The sequence below is a fragment of the Mitsuaria sp. BK037 genome (assembly GCF_014193045.1).
In the GTDB taxonomy this organism is placed as follows: Bacteria; Pseudomonadota; Gammaproteobacteria; order Burkholderiales; family Burkholderiaceae_C; genus Roseateles.
In genome coordinates this window covers 769,324-787,116 of record NZ_JACHYS010000003.1, presented here as the reverse complement: position 1 = coordinate 787,116, position 17,793 = coordinate 769,324, and the positions used below count along the sequence as shown (strand labels likewise).

The window sequence follows — 17,793 nt, the reverse complement described above, 5'->3', positions numbered from 1 at the left end:
CCCTGCATCACCCCTCTCAAGGACTGCCCATGAAATACCTCGGCCTCGCCTACTACACCCCCGAAGCCTTCGCCGCGATGGCGCCCGAAGACGTCAAGGCCCTGGTCAGCCAGTGCCCGGCGCTGGACGAGAAGATGCGCGCCACCGGCAAGGTGCTGGTCTCCGCCTCGCTGGGCGACCTGGAAGGATGGAAGACGCTGCGCCCGCGCGGCGGCAGGACGCAGGTCACCGACGGACCCTATGTCGAGACGAAGGAAATGGTCGGCGGCCTGTTCATCATCGAGGCGGACAGCCAGGAGGAAGCGCTGCGCATCGCGTCCATGCACCCGGCCGCCACGCTGGGCGAGGAAGGCGGATGGGCGGTCGAGCTGATTCCGATGGACTTCTATCTGGGTCGCTGAGGACGGGGCGGAATCACGGATACGCCGCGGGTCGCCGCGTCGCGGCATTGCCTTGGCGCGCGAGCGGGTCGCGAGTCCGATACATTGCCGTCGACGCCGCCTCCGCGCGGCCACCCCTGCCGCGACCCCATGCCCCTGCGCCACCACACCGTCCCCGTCACCCCGTTCCGCCAGAACGCCTCCCTCGTCTGGTGCGACCTCACCCATGAGGCCGCCGTCATCGATCCGGGCGGCGAGGTGCCTCGGCTGCTCGCCGAGGTCGAGCGGCTCGGCCTGACGCTGAAGGCCATCTGGCTGACCCACGCCCACATCGACCACGCCGGCGGCACCGGCGAGCTCGCCCGCCTGCGCGGCCTGCCCATCATCGGCCCGCACCAGGGCGACCAGTTCTGGATCACCGCGCTGCCGCAGCAGTCCGCGATGTTCGGCTTCCCGCCGGCGGAGATGTTCACGCCGACCCGCTGGCTCGAGGACGGCGACACCGTCCAGATCGGCCAGGAAACGCTGACCGTGCGGCACTGCCCCGGCCACACGCCTGGCCACGTCGTGTTCCACTCGGCGTCCGCGCGGCGCTGCTTCGTCGGCGACGTGCTCTTCGCCGGCAGCATCGGCCGCACCGACTTCCCCGGCGGCGACCACGACACGCTGATCCGCTCCATCACCGAGCGCCTCTGGCCGATGGGCGACGACACCGTCTTCATCCCCGGTCACGGTCCCGAAAGCAGCTTCGGCGAGGAACGACGCACCAACCCGTTCGTCGGCGGCCGCTGGGGCTGAGCGGCGCCGCGCAGGCAACCCCGCGCCCGCGCTCACAGCGGCGACAGGCCGGTGTCCAGGAAGCGCGATTCCGGAAAGCCGCGCAGCGCCAGCGCCGCCAGTTCGACGAGTTCCTCGAAGCTGCGTTCCTTCTGCAGCACCGCCACGCCGCCCATGCGGTCAGCCGCGTCGGTCAGCTCTTCGCCGATGTAGCCGGTGGTGATGATCACCGGCACCCACGGCAGCGTCGCGCGCACGGCCGCGGCCAGCTCCAGACCGTTCATGCCCGGCATGTTGAAGTCGGTGATCAGCAGCTGCATCGGCGTTTGCCCCTGCTCGACGTCCTTCAGGCAGTCGTCGGGCGACGCGTAGGTCCGGATGTCGTAGCCCGCCTTCTTGAGCAGCGCCTCCACCATCAGCAGCACGATCGGGTCGTCGTCCACGTAGACGACATGCTCGCCCTCGCCCGGATCGGCCACGCGGCTGAGCGCCGCCGTATCGAGCGGCGCCGCCTCGTCGCCGACCACCGGCAGGTAGACGCAGAACTGCGTGCCCCGCCCCGGCGCCGATTGCACATCGATGGCCCCGCCGTGCGCATGCACGATGCCATGCACGATGTGCAGGCCCAGGCCGGTGCCCTGCCCCCGCGGCTTGGTGGTGAAGAACGGCTCGAACAGCCGCTTCGTGACGTCCTCGCTCATGCCGTGGCCGTCGTCGCGCACGCTCAGCGCCGCATAACGCGTCGGCGCCACGCGGCCGATCGCGAAGGCGCGCGGCGCGTCGAAGTGCACCGCGCGCAGTCCCACATGCAGATGCCCGTGGCCGCCCGGCATCGCCTGCCACGCGTTGGTGCACAGGTTCAGCACCACCTGCTGCACCTCCGCCGGATCCACCGTCGCCACGCAGTCGTCGCCATGCAGGTCCACCGTCAGCCGCACCGTGGCCGGCAGGGTCGAGCGCAGCAGGCCGATGCTGTCCTCCACCAGCGGGCGCAGGCGATGCTTGGCCAGTTCCTGGCCGCTGCCCCGGGCGTAGGCGAGGATGCGCTGCACGATGTCCCGCGCGCGGTCGCCGGCGCGCTTGATCTGCTGCATGTGGCCGCGCAGCGGCGAGTTGGCCGGCAGCTCGTCCAGCATCATTCCCGCATGGCCGAGGATCGCCGCCAGGATGTTGTTGAAGTCATGCGCCACGCCGCCGGCCAGCGTGCCCAGCGACTCCATGCGCTGGATGCGCACCAGCTTCTCCTCCAGGTCCACCCGCGTCAGCTCGTCGGCCTTGCGCATCGTGATGTCGATGAACAGCACCACCAGCCCGAGCTCGCAGGGAAACGCGCGGCACTCGAACCACTTGCTCAGGCGCGCATTGAATTCCTCGTAGAGATGGGCCGTGCGCGACTGCATCGCGGCACGCGCCTCGACATCGAAGCGCGCGCCCATGACGCCGGGCAGCGACTGCCAGTAGTTGCGGCCGATCAGGGCTTCCCGCTGCCGGCCGGTGGCGCGCTCGAAGGCGACGTTGACGAACTCGATGGTCCAGTCGTGCCGCAGCAGGATCACCGCGTCGGTGACGTAGTCGAGCGCCGCGCCGACATGCGCGGCGCCATCTTCAGGTGCGGCGGATGCACCCGATCCGTGCGACGGCTCTTGACGCGGCATGAACGCCCCCCGGTGGACGAGGCGCCAGTGTGGACCTCATTCGCCGGCCCGGCAATCACCGTGCCGCCCCCTGATTCGGGAGAGGGCCGATGGCATCGGGCTTTGCGCGCGCCGCGACGGCGCGCCGAGGGTCAGGATTTCGCCGGTGCGGGCGGCTGGAAGCGCTGCTCGGGCTTGGGCGCGCGGGCATACAGCCCCTGCACGCGCGGCAGTGTGCGCTCGATGTCGCGGATGCGGGTCGGGCCGGCCGGGTGCGTGGAGAGGAACTGGGGCGGCGCGCCCTTGCTCGCCTGTCCCATCTTCTGCCACAGCGTCACGCCGGCCTGGGGGTTGTAACCGGCGCGCGCGGCCAGCTCCATGCCGACCAGGTCGGCCTCGCTCTCGTCCTCACGACTGAAGGTCAGCGACAGCAGCTGGCCGCCGATGTTGGCGATGCCGCGGCCCATGTTGCCCAGGCCCAGCAGCGCCGCGCCGATCTCGATCGCGCCGTTGGTGGCCATGTTCTTGCCCATGCGCTCGCGGGCATGCTCGCGCAGCGCGTGCGCCATCTCGTGGCCCATGATCATCGCGACCTCGTCGTCGCTGAGCTGCAGCTGCTGCAGGATGCCGAAGTAGAAGGCGATCTTTCCGCCCGGCATGCAGAACGCGTTGAGCTCGCGGCTGCCGATGAGGTTGACCTCCCAGCGCCACTGCTGCGCGCGCGGGTTCCAGGTCGCGGCGAACGGGATGATGCGCTGCGCGATCGCGCGCAGGCGCAGCACCTGCGGATGATTGGCCGGCGCGAGCGCCTTCTGCGCCTGCGCCTGCCGCATCATCTGCGCGTACTGCTGCTGCGCGGCGGCCTCGACCTGCTCGGCCGAGACCAGCTTGGTGAAGCGGCTCTGCTTGCCGACGTCCACGCCCTCCTGCGCCCAGGCCGGCGTCAGCGCCGACACGCCACCGGCGGCGAGCAGTCCGGTGAACAGGCGGCGGGCGGGGTGCGCGGGCGCGCGGTCCACGCCGCAGCGGCGGCAATCGCAATGGCCGAATCCGGCGGGAGCACCCGGCAGCTGCGGGTCGGCATCGGGGAGGAAGTCAGCGTCAACCATGGCGGCATTCTAGGGAGGCGACAATGCCCCCCATCATGTCCCAGCCGCCCTTGATCACGCCGTCCCCGGCCTGTGCCACCTCGCCGCTCGACCCGCAGCAGTTCCGTGCCGCGCTGGGCATGTTCGCCACCGGCGTCACGATCGTGACCGCGCGGGCGGAGGACGGGACGCTGGTGGGCCTGACGGCCAACTCCTTCAACTCCGTCTCGCTGTCGCCGCCGCTGGTGCTGTGGAGCCTGGCCCGCCGCGCGGGCTCGATGCCGGTCTTCAGCCGTGGCTCGCATTACGCGATCAACATCCTGGCCGCGGACCAGAAGGCGCTCGCGCAGCGCTTCGCCACGCGCGACATCGACCGCTTCGCCGGCGTGGCCTTCCGCGAGGGCTGCGGCGGCGCGCCCGTGCTCGAGGGCTGCGCCGCGGTCTTCGAATGCGCCAACCGCAGCCAGTACGAGGAAGGCGACCACGTCATCTTCGTCGGCGAGGTCGAGGCCTGCAGCCGCGCCGACCTGGCGCAGCCGCTGATCTTCCACGGCGGCCGCTACTACACCGAGCTGCCGATCTGAGGCCTGGGCCTCACTCGCCCGCGTGACGGCCGACCGGCCAGAAGGGCGCCATCCGTTGCAGCGCGCGCCAGCGCCAGGCGCCCAGCGCGACGGTCACCAGGACCGACGCGGCCACCTGCCACAAGGCCGGGATGTGCCAGCGATGGGTCGCCGCGATGCTGAGGCCCACCAGCGCGACCATCAGCATCGTCAGCACCGCCGCCCGCGCGCCCTTGGGAAGGCCCTGGCGTGACCAGTCGCGCCAGACCAGCAGGGTGCCGGGCAGCGCCACCGCGGCGAAGTTCAAGCCCAGCAGCGGGCTGCCCCAGCCGTCGTCATGCCCGGGCGCCAGCGCCTGCAGCGCCATCATCATCGCCACGCCGGTGCCCCACAGCACCAGGTGATGCCGCAACAGCCGCAGCCCGACCACGCGGTTCATCTCGATGCCACGCGGCATGCCGGGCACCAGCGACAGCAGCGCCTGCTCGCGGCGCGTCTGGTGCAGCGTCGCGTCCAGCCCGAAGAACGGACCGATCATCGCGCTCATCAGGCCGATCGACAGCCCCGGCAGGGCCGCCCGGATCACCCGCCCGGCGCGGTCCGGCAGGAAGACCAGCAGCGCCACTTCGGCGATCAGGAAGACGACGAAAAGCAGCAGCGTCGTCGAGGCCGTGGCCGACCAGTGCAGCCCGCGCAAGGCGACGAATTCGGCGCGCGCGGTCACGCTCGCCGTGGTCGGCCGCGCCGTGCGCAGCAGGTGTTCCCGCCACAGCGGATGCGCCCATTGGAAGCAACGGCCGAGCCAGGCCAGCGGTCCACGCGACCAGACCGTGGTCGCCGGCACCGCGCTGCCCTGCATCGTCATCAGGTGCTGGACGCGCTGGCGCTGAGCCCAGGATTGGGCATGCGCGGCGCCGCCGGCCTGGAACAGATGCCACAGGCCCGCGCCCAGCAACAGCAGCACCGCGCCGGTCTGGGTGAAGGGCTGGCGCGCATGCCACTCGCGCGCGATGTCCATCACCTGCAGCGCCAACGGCAGCTCGCGCAGCGGCGGCAACGCGATCCACGGCAATACCCAGATCACCAGCCACATCACCGGCCAGCGCAGGCAGATGGCGAAGGACAGCATCAACGCCGCGGCGCCCATCGTGAACGCCAGCCCATGGTCGAAGACCAGGCCCAGCAGTCCGCCGCAGGCCGCGGCCACGCCGAGGAACACGCCCAGCGCCGACTCGCGCAGCCGCCGCAACTGACCCGGCATCAGGTGCGCCGACAGCGGATCGTTCAAGCCCAGCAGTGCATTCGCCGCCGCCCACCAGGCCAGGTGCAGCGCGATGGCCAACGTCACGCAGAAGGTCCCGGCGACGGCCAGCGGCTGGTTGCTCATCGTCGCCAGCGCGGTCGCACCCAGCACCGGCAGGAGCAGCCACCAGACGCGCCCGACCTTGCGCCCCATCGCCCGCAGCACCGCGGCATGGCCGCCCAGGCCGGGCAGCGGCAGCGCGGCGCTCATTGCGTCAGCTCCAGGAACAGGTCCTCGAGGTTGAGCGCCTCGCAGCGCAGCACGGCATCGGGCGCGGGGGCGTTCCCCTCGGCGAATCGCACCAGCCAGCGCGGCTGCTCGCCCAGGTCGCGCCGGCTCAGCACCTGGCCGCCATGGGCGTCGACCGCCGCCTGCAGCCGTCCCACCGGACCGGCCAGCAGCCGGACCTCGTCGGCCAGTACGTCCTGCGGCGCCTGCAGCGCGATGCGACCGCGGCTGAGGAAAGCGATGTTGAAGGCCACGCGCTCGAGGTCGGAGAGGATGTGCGTCGAGAACAGCACCGTGGTGCCGCGGTCGAGCACCTGGTCGACCAGCTCGCGCAGGAAGTCGCGCCGACCGACGGGATCGAGGCTGGCGACGGGCTCGTCCAGCACCAGCAGGTCGGGCTCATGCGCGAGCGCGCGGATGATGGACAGCCGCTGCTGCTGCCCCTGCGACAGCTGGCCCACGCGCCGGTCGCGCGGGATGTCCCAGCGCGACATCAGGCCGTCCACCTTCGCGTCGTTCCAGCGCGGATAGAAGCTGCGGAAATAGCGCAGCAGGTCCCCGGCCTGGAAGTCCTCGAACAGCGCGGCCTGCTGCGGCACGTAGCCCAGCCGGGCGCGCAGCGCGTCGTCGGGCAGCAGCGCGGACTGGCCGAACAGCCGCACCTCGCCGGCCTGCGGCTCACGCAGCCCGAGCAGCGTCTCCAGCAGCGTGGTCTTGCCCGCGCCGTTGCGGCCCAGCAGGCCCACGACCTGACCCGGCGCGAGCGCCCAGTCCAGCCCGGCGATCACGCCCGGCTGCCCCTTGAAGTCGACCCGCAGGCCGCTCGCGCGCACCGGCGGCGCGCCGAGCGCGTCATCCGCCAGGGCCTGCGCCGAGGCACGGTCGCCCACCGCCAGCGCGTGGGTCATCGCCGATTCCATCGCTTGAGTCATCGCGTCTCTCCCTTGTCTTCCAGCAGCGTCTTGAACAGCGCCAGCACCTGCTCGGGCGGCAGCTCGAGCTGCCGCGCCTCGGCGGCGGCCTGGGCGAGCACCGGCCGCAGCAGCTCGACGCGACCCCGCGTCTTCATCGCCTTCTGGTGCTGCGCCGCCACCACCATCGGCAGCCCGCGGCGACGCTCCACCAGCCCCTCCGCCTCCATCAGCCCGAAGGCCTTGGAGACCGTCATCGGATTCACCGCCAGCGCCTGCGCCAGCTCGCGCACCGACGGGATCTCCTGCCCGGCCACGAGCTGGCCGCTGGCGACGCGGCGGCGCAGCTGCTCCACCAACTGGCGGTAGATCGGCTCGGAAGAGCCGGGGTTGATGCTGAAGAGCAGGTCGGTGTCCATCGGCGGATCGTTGGCGCGCCGACCGGTGTCGTCGACGTGTATCGCTACAGTAATACAGCAGGGAGCGGGACGTCAACCCCGCGCTCGCGGCGCCTGCGGCGCGCTCACTCGACGGCGGCGGGCTCGTCCTCGGTGTGCCGGTCCGGCTCCGAGGCGCGGAGGATTTCGCTCAGGACGGACGTGGCGTAGTTGCCGGCGGGCAACGAGAACGTGAGCACCAGTTGATCGGCTTGCGGCCATTCCCACGACATCTCCGCCGGGCTCGCCACCAGGGCGCGGCGCTCCTGATCGAGGCCGGCGTGTTCCATGCCGTCGCACAAGGTGGCGTGGCGCTCGGCCACGCCGTTCTCCAGGGCCTGCGCCTGGTCGGTGGTGCTGACGCGACCCCGCCCCCAGAGCGGTCCGGTGGGCCGGCCCGCCTCGTCCATCACGTCGCCGGGCAGGGTCTGGCCCCAGAGCCCCTTCTGGATGCGCAGCGCCAGCACTTCATTGAAGACGAAGGAGCGCACCGCCGACAGGTAGATGCCTTTCTTCTTCGGGTTGCGCACGCGGATCTCGCGCGCCAGCATGGCGCGGCCCTGCTCGACGTTGCCGCCGTCGTGGCCGAAGCGCTGGGCGCCAAAGTAGTTGGGCACGCCCTGGGACGCCACGGCCTGGAGGTTGGCCTCGATGGCGCCGCGGTCGCCGGTCACCTCCCGCAGCACGATGCGGAAGCGGTTACCCCGCAGATCGCCAGGGCGCAGCTTCTTCACGTGACGGCTCTGGCTCAGCACCTTGAACTCCGGATGCTGAAGCAGCGTCAGGTCGGGCGTCTCGCCCTTGGGCAGATAGATGCTGAACCACTGGCGGGTGATGGCGTAGCGGTCCTTGAGGCCGGCATAACCGACGTCCCTGTCCTGCACTCCGACCGCCGCGGCCAGCTGCTGGGCGACGAAGGCGGTGTTGGCGCCGTTCTTCTCGACGTCCAGCCAGAGGTGCTCGCCCTCACCGGAGGGCAGCTGCAGCGGTAGTTCGGTCACGATGAAGTCCTCGTTGAGGCGTTTCAGCGTGGCGCTGGCACCGGTGGCCGGATAAGCGTTGGGCCATGGCGGCAAGGTCGTGTATTGAGGGTCGGTCATGAGCGGTCTGGCGGCACCCGGCGTGAAGGAGGAAAGGCGGTCGAGCCGGCCCGGGGCCGTCGAGGCGGCGATTGTCCCTCGCTGTCCGAATGCCTCGGCGGCCGTCGACCCGGGCGCGCGGCTTGCTGAGGCCGGCTGCGCATCCTCCGCGTTCAATGTCCGTTCTCCATGCCGCGTCGTCGTCCTCCCTCGCAACGCACCCTCGAACGTCAGCTGCGCAGCTTTGGCTTGCGCACATGGCGGCCCGGCCAGCGCGAGGTCATCGACCGCGTGCTGCGCGGCCTGAACACGCTGGCGGTGATGCCCACCGGCGCAGGCAAGTCGCTGTGCTATCAACTGCCGGCGGCCCTGCTGCCGGGGCGCACGGTGGTCGTGTCGCCGCTGATCGCCCTGATGAAAGACCAGTGCGAACGACTTGGCGCGTTGGGCATCGCTTGCGCGCAGGTCCATAGCGGCCTGCCGGCCGCGGCGCTGTCGGAGCAGGAGGCCGCCGCGCTCGACGGCACCGCGCAGGTGGTGCTGCTCACGCCCGAGCGTCTGGAGGACGGTGACTGGGTCGCGCGCCTGGCCGAGCGGCCCACCGACCTGCTGGTCGTCGACGAGGCCCATTGCATTTCCGAATGGGGACACGACTTCCGCCCCGCCTTCCTGCGTCTGGGCGCCGCGCGCAAGGCGCTGGGCGCGCCGACAGTGCTGGCGCTGACCGCGACGGCCACCGGGGAGGTGATCGATGACATCGCCCGTCAGCTCGACATCCCGGCCGCCGGATGCCTGATCGGCGGCAGCTATCGCGCCAACCTGCATTACCGGGTGGAGCCCCTGGCCAACGACGCGGACAAGCTGCGGCGCCTGATCGAGATCATCGCGCAGTCACCCGAGAGCGATGCGATCGACACCGCGGATGCTGCGCCGAATCCCGAGGCCCATGCCGATCCGGATGCCGGGCCCTCCACCATCGTCTACACCGCGACGGTGAAGTCAGCGCAGGCGGTCCACGAGGCGCTGCTCGCCGCGGGCGTGGCCTCGACGCTCTATCACGGCCGCCTGCGCGCGGCGGCGAGGCACGACGCGCAGGATCGCTTCATGCGCGGCGAGGTCCGGGTGATGGTCGCGACCAATGCATTCGGCCTGGGCATCGACAAGCCGGACATCCGCCGCATCGTCCATTACCAGTTGCCGGCGGGGCTGGACGTCTATTACCAGGAGTCCGGCCGGGCGGGCCGGGACGGCGAACGCGCGGACTGCACGCTGCTGTTCGTGTCGGGCGACCGGTCGGTGCAGCAGTTCTTCCTGAATGGCCGCTACCCGGTGCCGGCGGACGCGCAGGCCCTGATCGAGGCGCTGCGCGAGACGCCGCCCGACGAAGCGGGATGGACGCTGGACGCTCTGCATCGACGTCTCCGGCGGCCGCTCACCAAGCTGCGCGCGCTGGCGGCGCTGCTGGCGGAGGAGGGTTGGCTGTCGACCTCGGACGACAGCCTGCGGCTGGTCGATCCACCGCCGGGCGACGCCCAGGCCCTGCGCGCCTTGATGGGCCGTTATGAAGCGAAAGGCGAGCAGGACCGGCGGCGCCTGGAGCAGATGGTGTCGTATGCGCAGTCGGGGCGCTGCCGGTGGCGGGACATCCTGGAGGCGCTGGACGAGGCGGCGGTCTTCGATCGCTGCCACGGCTGCGACAGCTGCGAGCGGATGGATGCGCATGAGCGCGAGGCGACGGCCGCCTCCGCCTGACGGCGCACCCGCCGTCGCGACCGGCCAAGTTCTTCTCAGCGCCCGTCCAGGTAGGGCGCCTTCCACGCGTCGAACTGCGCTTGCCACTGCGCACGGGCGCGCTCGACCACCGGATCCGGGTCGGTGAGCGGGTCCAGCTGTGCGACCTCGCTGAGCCATTCGCGGTAGTCCTCGATCGCGTCGCTCGCGTAGTCGTCCCCGTCCTCTTCGTCCTCGTCGATGAAGAAGTAGGCGCTCTCGTGGTCGACATACGGCTCGACGTCCAGGCCACTGAGTTGCAGCAACTCGCGCACGTTGCGCGCGATCACCCATTCGCCGCCTTCGTCGCCGAACACGACCACCGGCCATTCCGCCGGCTCGCTGCCGTCATCCGGATTCCACAGCGCGTAGAACGAGCCCGAGCCGTTGGCCACGCCGATGGCCACCAGCCGCTCCAGGAACGCGGGGTCGGCGGACCAGCCGGCCTCCAGGCCGCGCTTCTCATGGTCGGTGAGCCACAGGCTCTGCGTGTACTGCGTCTTGACGACGTTCTGGAAGCCGCCGAGGCGGATGAGGTCCTCGGGCACCGGACGGCCCTGGAAAAGCGCGATGAACTGATGCAGGTCGAGCATGACGGCCCTTCAACATGGAGTCAGCGGGCGACGATAGCGAATCGCCGAGGGCCGTCGGCATGACCTAGGTCGTGGTGCTGCCTGCCACCGGCATCAACCTCGCTCGACGGACGGCTCGCCAAACCACCGCCGAACAGCCTGCTCCAACTCCGCGTCATCGCCGCCGCTGCCAGCCCACGCGACAACGCCGTCGGGTCGTACGAGCAATGTGCGCATGCCGCGGTCCTCCTTCACGCCACTGGCGACATAGGCGATGCGGTCCTTCCAGCCCCGCGACCACTCGCGCGGCGGTGCTGCGGTGTCCATGTCCAACAGCAACCCCTGGCCCGTTTGCAGATGCGCCGCCAGCGTGGTCCCGTCACCCAGCGCAAGGTCCGGCGCGCTTCGGCCGACCAACGGGTGGGCGTCGCCGAGGTCGTGGCGCAGCGTCGCTCCCCACACGCGTTCGGCGAAATACGTCGCCCCGTCGCGGGTCTCGATGAGGTCGCGCATGATCGCGGCCAGAGCCCGCGTCGCCGGGCTCGGCCGCATCAGCGCCACTTGCGCGCGCGACCAGTCCAGCACCTGGGCGCCGACGGGATGCCGCTCGGCGGTGTAGCTGTCGAGCAGGCCTTCGGGGGCATCGCCGCGGATCGTCGCCGCTAGCTTCCATCCCAGGTTCATGGCGTCGCCGATCCCAAGGTTGAGTCCCTGCCCGCCCAGCGGCGAATGAATGTGGGCGGCATCGCCGGCCAGCAGGATGCGACCGCGGCGATAGGACGTGACCTGGCGGGCCCGGTCGGTCCAGGTCGTGGCGAGGTGTAGCGCCTTGACGCGGACCCCCGTGCCGCTGACGCGGCGAAGCACCGTCTGCACATGCTCAGCGGTGATCGGCGCGGTGCCGTGGAAATGACCGCCATCGAAGTCGACCATCGCGATGACGCCGGGCGGCTGGTAGGTGTACATGCCGGTTGCCGTGTAGTGACGGCCCGGAGCGAGCGCCGCGCCATCGGCCAGTTCCACGTCCACGGAGTAGCCGGTGAACTCCGGCTCGGTGCCGGCGAACTCGAAGCCAGCGGCCTTGCGCACCCGGCTGCGACCGCCGTCGCAGCCCACCAGCCATCGCGCGTGCATCGCCTGGCCGCCAGCCCGCACGCAGACGCTGTCGTCCGACTGCGTCAGGTCCTCCACGCGCACCCCGCGATGGATCTCCACGCCCAGCGCCGTAGCGCGCGCCGCAAGCGCCGATTCGATACGGGCCATGGTGCTGGGCTGGCTCTCGCTGAACGGGCCTGGCAGGCGCCAGGGCCAGCGCGCGGTGTCGATCCTGTCGTGGAAGAACTGGATCCCCGCGAAGTGGCCACCGGGCCGCCGAGGCTGCTGCGCCCATGGTGGCGGCGGCACGGTATCGCCGCTGCCCACGGTCCCGACGACGGCGTCGAGCAATCCGCGGCGGTGCAGCGCCTCGAGCGTGGGGATGGACAGGCCGCGGACGCCGAAAGGCGGCTGCTTGAGCGGTGAATCGGGGCCGGTGGCCTGCTCGAGCACCAGCACCGAGCAACGGGCGAGCCGGAGCTCGCAGGCCAGCATCAAGCCGACAGGGCCTGCGCCCGCAATGATGACGTCGTGTGGGGGGATCGCGCGCATGGACGTTTCCTCTCTCGATGACCGTTCGGCCGGAGCGATTCTTCGTCTTGAGAACCCCACCGACGAACCCGGCGATGCAGGACTGCATCGGACGTTCGTCGTGGGGACCCATGCGCGGGCAGAGTCAGAGCTTCCGTGAGGAAGGACCTGGGCTTACCAGACCAGATCTGCCTTTTTCGACGGGCGGAGTGTAGCGCCCCTCCCCGCATTCACCGCATTCAGGGCATCACCGTCCACCCGGACGGCGACCAGCGCAGCAGCACGTCCGTCAGCGGATTGGCGGACTTGCCCATGATCTCGCGCACCTGCGCGCGCAGCGCGTCGATCGTCGCGGCATCGTCGTCGCCGACGTAGAGCACCGTGTCATTGGACGGCGCGGCGACGATCAGTTTGCCCTTCTGCGCGTCGGCCAGCGGCTTCCAGTCGTCGATGAAGACCAGGCGGCTGGGTTGCGGCACCGGGCCGTCGAGCTTGCCCACCTCGCCGGCCGCCGCGGGCTTGGCGGTCTGCAGCACCTGCGGCATCGCGTCGTAGGTGTTCTTGCGCGCGGTCTCGCGCACCTGGTCCACCGACAGGTTCAAGGTCTTGTAGTCCTTCTCGCTGATCAGCCGCGAGGCGCGCAGCGTGTCGAAGACCGGCACCGTCACCAGCGGACCGACGAAGGGCCGCGGACGAAAGGTGGTCGCGTCGCCGCCGACCTCGCGCTGCGCCTGCTGCACCGACGCGGCCGTGCGCACCGCCAGCCGCAGCGTCTCGCGCGTGGCCGGGATGGTCGCCGCGCGGAAGGCCTGCGTCCGCGTCTTCACGAAGGCGTTGACGTCGTCGGCGCAATGGCTGCGGTTGCTCTGGCACGCCGCATAGAGCTTGTCGAGCGGCGTGCGCTCGCTGGCGATGCCCAGCGTCAGCGGCTCGCGGACGACCACGGTCGCATCGCCCAGCTGCTGGCGCAGTTGGCTCGCGACGTATTCGGTGAAGCCGGGCGCGTCCGGCGGCACGACCGTCGATTGGGCCTGGGCGCCTGCGACCGCGACGCCGAGCCATGCCATCGCCGCGCAGGCGGCACGCAGGGAAGAGCCGCGCTGGACGGGGGCGCGGGAAGGACGAAGACGCATGACGGGCATGAGGACCTCCGTGTTTTCATGGGGAGGCCCGGGCGGGGCAAGAGGCGCTCCCGCGCCCCTGCCCCGCCGCTCGGTCAGACGCCCTGCACGCGGTATTGGTCCGCCTTCGCGAGGCCCTCCATCGCCGGATCGCTGACCGACGGCGCGCCGGTCTCGATGTGGCCGGCAAAACGCCGCAGGAAGTCGGGCTGGCCGCCGACCCGCACCGACACGTCGTACCAATGCGCGGCGACGGCGACGCCCAGGCGCAGTTCGCTGCGACTGCGCGCCGGCACGTTGACGCTGCGCGGCGCGCCCGTCTGGTACTTGTTGTGGGCGACGCTGAAGGTCGCCGCCACCGGACCGGTGTTGACCAGCGTCAGCACCAGTTCGCCGGTGGCCGGCGCGGCCTGGGCGATCACCTCCGGATTGGGCTGGCCGGCCGCCGCCGCGCGACGCGCGTTGCCGGCGATGTGGCGATGGAAACCGTTCGGGCCGAGGATCCACAGGTCGTAGGCGCCTGTCGTCTGCGGCACGAAGCTGCCGGTGAGCTGCTTGCCCGCCTCGACGGTGTAGCGGCGCGGGATCTCGTTCAGGCGTGTGCGGTCGTAGACGTGGAAGACCGCCGCGGCGGTGCCGGTGTTCTGGAAGGTGACCGCGATCGTCGTCGCATTGGGGCCGGCGCCGGTGCTCAGCGCCGCGGTCGCCTGCAGGTCGTAGGGCAGTGGCCGCGCGGGGCGCACGCCGGCGTTCTGCGACGGCAGCTGCAGCGCGCCGGGCACCGGCGGCGTCGTCGTGGCGGGCAGCGCTCGGGCCCGGTTGGCGAGCGCCACGGTGCCGGGCAGCTTCGAGAAGAACTCGCTGTCCTCCGGATCGGTGAAGTTGAAGCACGAGGTCAGGTCGCCGGCGACCGCGCGACGCCACGCGCCGATGTTGGTCTCCTTGACGCCGAAGCGCGCCTCGATGAAGCGCAGCACCGAGGTGTGGTCGGACACCTGGGAGTTGACCCAGCCGCCCTTGCTCCACGGCGACACGATGTACAGCGGCACGCGCGGGCCCATGCCGTAGGGACGGTGCAGGTAGGTCGGCGAGGCGCCGTTGAGGATCTCGCAGTACTCGCCGGTGGTGTCCACCGTCGATGCGCCCGCGAGCACCGCCTGCGCCGGGTTGGCGTTCCAGCTCACATAGGACGGCGCGGCCGGCGGCGGCATGTGGTCGAAGAAGCCGTCGTTCTCGTCGAAGTTGATGAACAGGACGGTCCTGGCCCACACGTCCGGACTGGCGGTGAGCGCGTCCAGCACCTTGGCGGTGTAGTCCGCGCCCTGCGCCGGGCTGGACGGACCGGGATGCTCGGAGCCCTCGGCGGTGGCCACGATCCACGACACCTGCGGCAGGCGGTTGTTGAGCACGTCCTCGCGCAGCAGGTCCAGGTCGCGGGTGGAGATGCCGCGGTCCTTCAGCACCTGCGAGTAGCCCGGGCGGTTGTACCAGCCGTCGCGGAACACCTTGAAGCCGGCCAGCGAGTTGTCGGTGAAGTTGTCCGCCATGTTCTGGTAGACCTGCCAGCTGATGCCGGCCGACTGCAGGCGCTCGGGATAGGTGGTCCAAGTGTAGTCGTCCAGCGGGTTCGGGTTGAACCAGTCGTGGCTGTTGTCGGTGGACGGGCCGTTGCCCAGGCGCAGCGGGTCGTTGGTGCCGGTCCAGAGGAACAGCCGGTTGGTGTTGGTGCCGGTCTGCGTCGAGCAGTGGTAGGCATCGCAGAGCGTGAACGCGTTGGCGAGGGCGAACTGGAACGGCAGGTCCTGCGCCGTGAAGTGGCCCATCGAGTGGTTCTGCTTGGCCTTGGGCCAGTTGTTCATGCGGCCGTGGTCCCAGGCGGCCTGCGCGTCGGTCCACGAGTGCGGCGTGCCGCTGACGCGCATGAAGGCGAAGTTCTGCGCGGTGTTCAGGTGGAAGGGCGCGATCGCGCCGGGCGCGGCGTTGTTGGCGGTGGGCTGGACCCAGATCGAGCGGCCCTTGACGTTGGCCGAGTCGGCCACTGGCGCGGGGAAGGGGTCGCCGAAGCCACGCACCCCGTTGAGCGTGCCGAAGTAGTGGTCGAAGGAGCGGTTCTCCTGCGTCAGGATGACGATGTGCTCGACGTCCCGGATCGTGCCGGTGCGCACGGCCGCGGGAATGGACAACGCGCGGGCGATGGCCGGCGGGAAGCTGGTCATCGCGGCGGTGGCGCCGGCGGCCGTGGCGACCGCGCGGAGGAACTGGCGGCGGGGGGCTTGCTGCTGCGTCATGGCGGGCTCCTCAGGCGGCGGATTGGGACGCCTGGCGGCGGCGGATCACCAGCGCGGCGACGGCCAGGCCGCCCAGCGCGAGCGCGCCGGAGGCCGGCTCGGGGACGGCGGCGGCGAAGCTCAGGTCGTCCATGACGAAGAAGGCGGGGTCGTTGCTGCGGAACACCAGGCGGTCGACGAGGCCGGTGTAGCCGCTGGCCAGGAAGGCGGGCGTCTCGCCCAGATTCAGCGTCGACGTCGAGGCGACCAGCAGGCCGCCGCGGTACAGGTCGATCGCGACGTTGACGCCGTCGAAGCCGGCGAACCAGGCGCCCTGGAAGGTGCTGGGGGTCAGGAAGCCGATGGCGCTGGTGGCGCTGCTGCCGTCGAAGCCGAGCGTGGCGCGGCGGTCGCCCGAATGCGGCGTGTATGGGGCTTGCTCGCCGGCGTACTGGAACCAGGAGCTGGCGGACCAGTCGAGGCCGGCGTAGTTGGCGGGGACGAAGCCGTCGGTGGCGAGGTCGTCGAAGGTGACGACGGTGGCGGACGCGAACGAGGCGGCCAAGGCCAGCGTCAGCGGCAGGCAGACGCGGGCGAGGCGGCGGGCAAGGGGCTTGCGCATGGGGACTCCAGGGAGGTCGGCGGATGGGGATTGCCACCGCGGCGCGGCACGCACGGGCTCGACTGGAGGGTCAGGCCTTGACGGCGCAGGGGCGGTGGAACGCGGCGGATGTTCAGAGGCCGAGGTGACAGACCGGTGAACGGTCGATGTCATCGACAGGCTGGGCACCCACCCCGGGCGGCGCTGTCGCCCGAAGCGGGGGCGCGGCCCCGAACCGACGCGCGGCTGTCATGTAACCCTGGGTGTTGCGCGTCTGCGAGCAAGGGTGTCGACGGTGACGCGATGCATCGCCGGGTCACCTGTCGCGGGCCTGACGGACACCCCCATGATCAGGATGCGCAGGGGGACCCGCCTCCCTCGATCAGTTCCCCCATCGATCCCGCAACTTGGAGGAGAGACACGCGGCCGGCGGCTGCCGACACTGCAGGCCTTCGGGTCATGGGACCCGCACGAAGGAGCCGCTCATGAGCGCCATGACCCGATTGCTTCCAGCCACGCCCTCGAGCGCCTGCCAGACGGCCCCTGCCGCCGCGGACTCGTTCGAGCACCTGATCCACGCGCTTCGCCATCCGCAGGCCCTGTTCGACGACATGGCCAATTCCCAGCTCTTCACGCGATGCGAGATGGCCGATTGGGATGCGACCACTGCGGCCATGAGGCAGATCCTCGATCGCTACGGCGTCACGCCGGCACAGGTCCTGGCGAAGCTGCGCCTGGCCGCGGAGTTCATGCGGCACCACGAGATTCCGCTCGAAGGGTCGCCGTGGTTATGCACCCACCACGATGAATGCGACATCTGGGCACGATTCGACATTCATACGGCGCTGATCGGGCCAGACATCGCGGTCTGGCAAGACCGCTTCGATGATGTAGTCGCGAATCGCGACCTCCGCGTCGAGTGCTTCCAGATCTGGCTGCTTTCGCGCGGCCCGCATTGACGTCAATCGCCGCGTGAGGCCTCCATGTCTGTCAGCAGCCGCAATCTCTTTACCCTGGCACGCAGCTTATCCACCAGCACGGACGAAGCGACCTTGCGAGCGGCCATCAGCCGCGCCTACTACGCGGCCTATCACCGGTGCCTGGACTGGGAGCGGCAGTTGCCGCGGCGCGGCAGCGATACCGGGGTGCATGGCGTTCACGCCTGCCTCATCAGCCGCCTGGAGAGCCCACATCGGCATTGCAGTCCCTTGCAGGCCCAGCGCTCGAAGGCGATCGGCAAGCAGCTTCGCGAGCAAAGGGACCGACGCACGTTCGCGGACTACAGCATTCACCGCCACCTCCCGCGCCAGTTCGTAAGTGCTCAACTGACTTCGACCGCCGATCTCCTCAAGCAATGTGACCAGTCCAACGGGTTGCCAAGGAGCGGCAAAAGCAGGACACGATGACACGCCTTCGCCGATGCCATGACGGCCCGC

General features: G+C 70.6%; 17 protein-coding genes. 6 read left to right on the top strand and 11 right to left on the bottom strand.

Annotated elements, in window-relative coordinates; genetic code table 11:
• Window positions 1-29: 29 nt before the first annotated feature.
• Entirely contained in the window at window positions 30-401 is a 372-nt protein-coding gene (locus tag FHT37_RS20245) for a YciI family protein (RefSeq protein WP_183483918.1), read from the top strand.
• A 129-nt stretch (window positions 402-530) separates the two neighbouring features.
• Window positions 531-1,178, top strand: a complete 648-nt coding sequence (locus FHT37_RS20240; RefSeq protein ID WP_091730579.1) for an MBL fold metallo-hydrolase — start codon at window positions 531-533, stop codon at window positions 1,176-1,178.
• A 32-nt stretch (window positions 1,179-1,210) separates the two neighbouring features.
• Here FHT37_RS20240 and FHT37_RS20235 read toward each other — a convergent pair whose 3' ends face one another.
• On the bottom strand, window positions 1,211-2,812 hold the full coding sequence (locus tag FHT37_RS20235; RefSeq protein WP_183483916.1) for an ATP-binding protein: 1,602 nt from the start codon (window positions 2,810-2,812) through the stop codon (window positions 1,211-1,213).
• 131 nt (window positions 2,813-2,943) lie between these two features.
• Complete coding sequence (locus FHT37_RS20230; RefSeq protein WP_091730570.1) at window positions 2,944-3,900, bottom strand: M48 family metallopeptidase; 957 nt, start codon at window positions 3,898-3,900, stop codon at window positions 2,944-2,946.
• Window positions 3,901-3,935: 35 nt separating this feature from the next.
• Between FHT37_RS20230 and FHT37_RS20225 the strand changes: the two genes are divergently transcribed.
• Complete coding sequence (locus tag FHT37_RS20225; RefSeq protein ID WP_183483914.1) at window positions 3,936-4,463, top strand: flavin reductase family protein; 528 nt, start codon at window positions 3,936-3,938, stop codon at window positions 4,461-4,463.
• Between the two features lie 10 nt (window positions 4,464-4,473).
• Here FHT37_RS20225 and FHT37_RS20220 read toward each other — a convergent pair whose 3' ends face one another.
• The 4 genes from FHT37_RS20220 to truD form a co-directional block, all read right to left on the bottom strand.
• Window positions 4,474-5,955 (bottom strand): hypothetical protein, encoded by a 1,482-nt coding sequence (locus tag FHT37_RS20220; protein WP_183483912.1) that lies wholly within the window; start codon window positions 5,953-5,955, stop codon window positions 4,474-4,476.
• Entirely contained in the window at window positions 5,952-6,905 is a 954-nt protein-coding gene (locus FHT37_RS20215; protein WP_254783499.1) for an ABC transporter ATP-binding protein, read from the bottom strand. Before FHT37_RS20215 ends, FHT37_RS20220 begins: the two co-directional genes overlap by 4 nt.
• Entirely contained in the window at window positions 6,902-7,303 is a 402-nt protein-coding gene (locus tag FHT37_RS20210) for a GntR family transcriptional regulator (protein ID WP_091730559.1), read from the bottom strand. Before FHT37_RS20210 ends, FHT37_RS20215 begins: the two co-directional genes overlap by 4 nt.
• Before the next feature lie 104 nt (window positions 7,304-7,407).
• Window positions 7,408-8,421, bottom strand: coding sequence for a tRNA pseudouridine(13) synthase TruD (gene truD / locus FHT37_RS20205; protein WP_183483910.1), 1,014 nt, complete (start codon window positions 8,419-8,421; stop codon window positions 7,408-7,410).
• A 228-nt stretch (window positions 8,422-8,649) separates the two neighbouring features.
• Here truD and FHT37_RS20200 point away from each other — a divergent pair, with 228 nt between their 5' ends.
• Window positions 8,650-10,152 (top strand): ATP-dependent DNA helicase RecQ, encoded by a 1,503-nt coding sequence (locus FHT37_RS20200; RefSeq protein WP_183483908.1) that lies wholly within the window; start codon window positions 8,650-8,652, stop codon window positions 10,150-10,152.
• Between the two features lie 35 nt (window positions 10,153-10,187).
• Here the strand turns inward: FHT37_RS20200 and FHT37_RS20195 are convergent, their stop codons facing one another.
• The 5 genes from FHT37_RS20195 to FHT37_RS20175 all read right to left on the bottom strand — a co-directional run bounded on the left by FHT37_RS20195 (window position 10,188) and on the right by FHT37_RS20175 (window position 16,378).
• Window positions 10,188-10,763: a hypothetical protein gene (locus FHT37_RS20195; RefSeq protein ID WP_147239731.1), complete on the bottom strand. Its 576-nt coding sequence runs from the start codon at window positions 10,761-10,763 to the stop codon at window positions 10,188-10,190.
• Window positions 10,764-10,856: 93 nt separating this feature from the next.
• Window positions 10,857-12,389 carry an FAD-dependent monooxygenase gene (locus tag FHT37_RS20190; protein ID WP_183483906.1) on the bottom strand — a complete coding sequence of 511 codons (1,533 nt, stop codon included), beginning with the start codon at window positions 12,387-12,389 and terminating at the stop codon, window positions 10,857-10,859.
• Window positions 12,390-12,607: 218 nt separating this feature from the next.
• Window positions 12,608-13,510, bottom strand: coding sequence for a hypothetical protein (locus FHT37_RS20185; RefSeq protein WP_183483905.1), 903 nt, complete (start codon window positions 13,508-13,510; stop codon window positions 12,608-12,610).
• 74 nt (window positions 13,511-13,584) lie between these two features.
• Window positions 13,585-15,777 (bottom strand): phosphocholine-specific phospholipase C, encoded by a 2,193-nt coding sequence (locus tag FHT37_RS20180; protein WP_183483903.1) that lies wholly within the window; start codon window positions 15,775-15,777, stop codon window positions 13,585-13,587.
• Window positions 15,778-15,787: 10 nt separating this feature from the next.
• On the bottom strand, window positions 15,788-16,378 hold the full coding sequence (locus FHT37_RS20175; RefSeq protein WP_183483901.1) for a PEP-CTERM sorting domain-containing protein: 591 nt from the start codon (window positions 16,376-16,378) through the stop codon (window positions 15,788-15,790).
• Window positions 16,379-16,842: 464 nt separating this feature from the next.
• On the opposite strand from FHT37_RS20175, the gene FHT37_RS20170 reads away from it, so the two are divergent.
• Both FHT37_RS20170 and FHT37_RS20165 read left to right on the top strand, forming a co-directional pair.
• Window positions 16,843-17,316 carry a hypothetical protein gene (locus FHT37_RS20170; RefSeq protein WP_091730526.1) on the top strand — a complete coding sequence of 158 codons (474 nt, stop codon included), beginning with the start codon at window positions 16,843-16,845 and terminating at the stop codon, window positions 17,314-17,316.
• Window positions 17,317-17,340: 24 nt separating this feature from the next.
• Window positions 17,341-17,763, top strand: a complete 423-nt coding sequence (locus FHT37_RS20165; RefSeq protein ID WP_183483899.1) for a hypothetical protein — start codon at window positions 17,341-17,343, stop codon at window positions 17,761-17,763.
• Window positions 17,764-17,793: the final 30 nt, after the last annotated feature.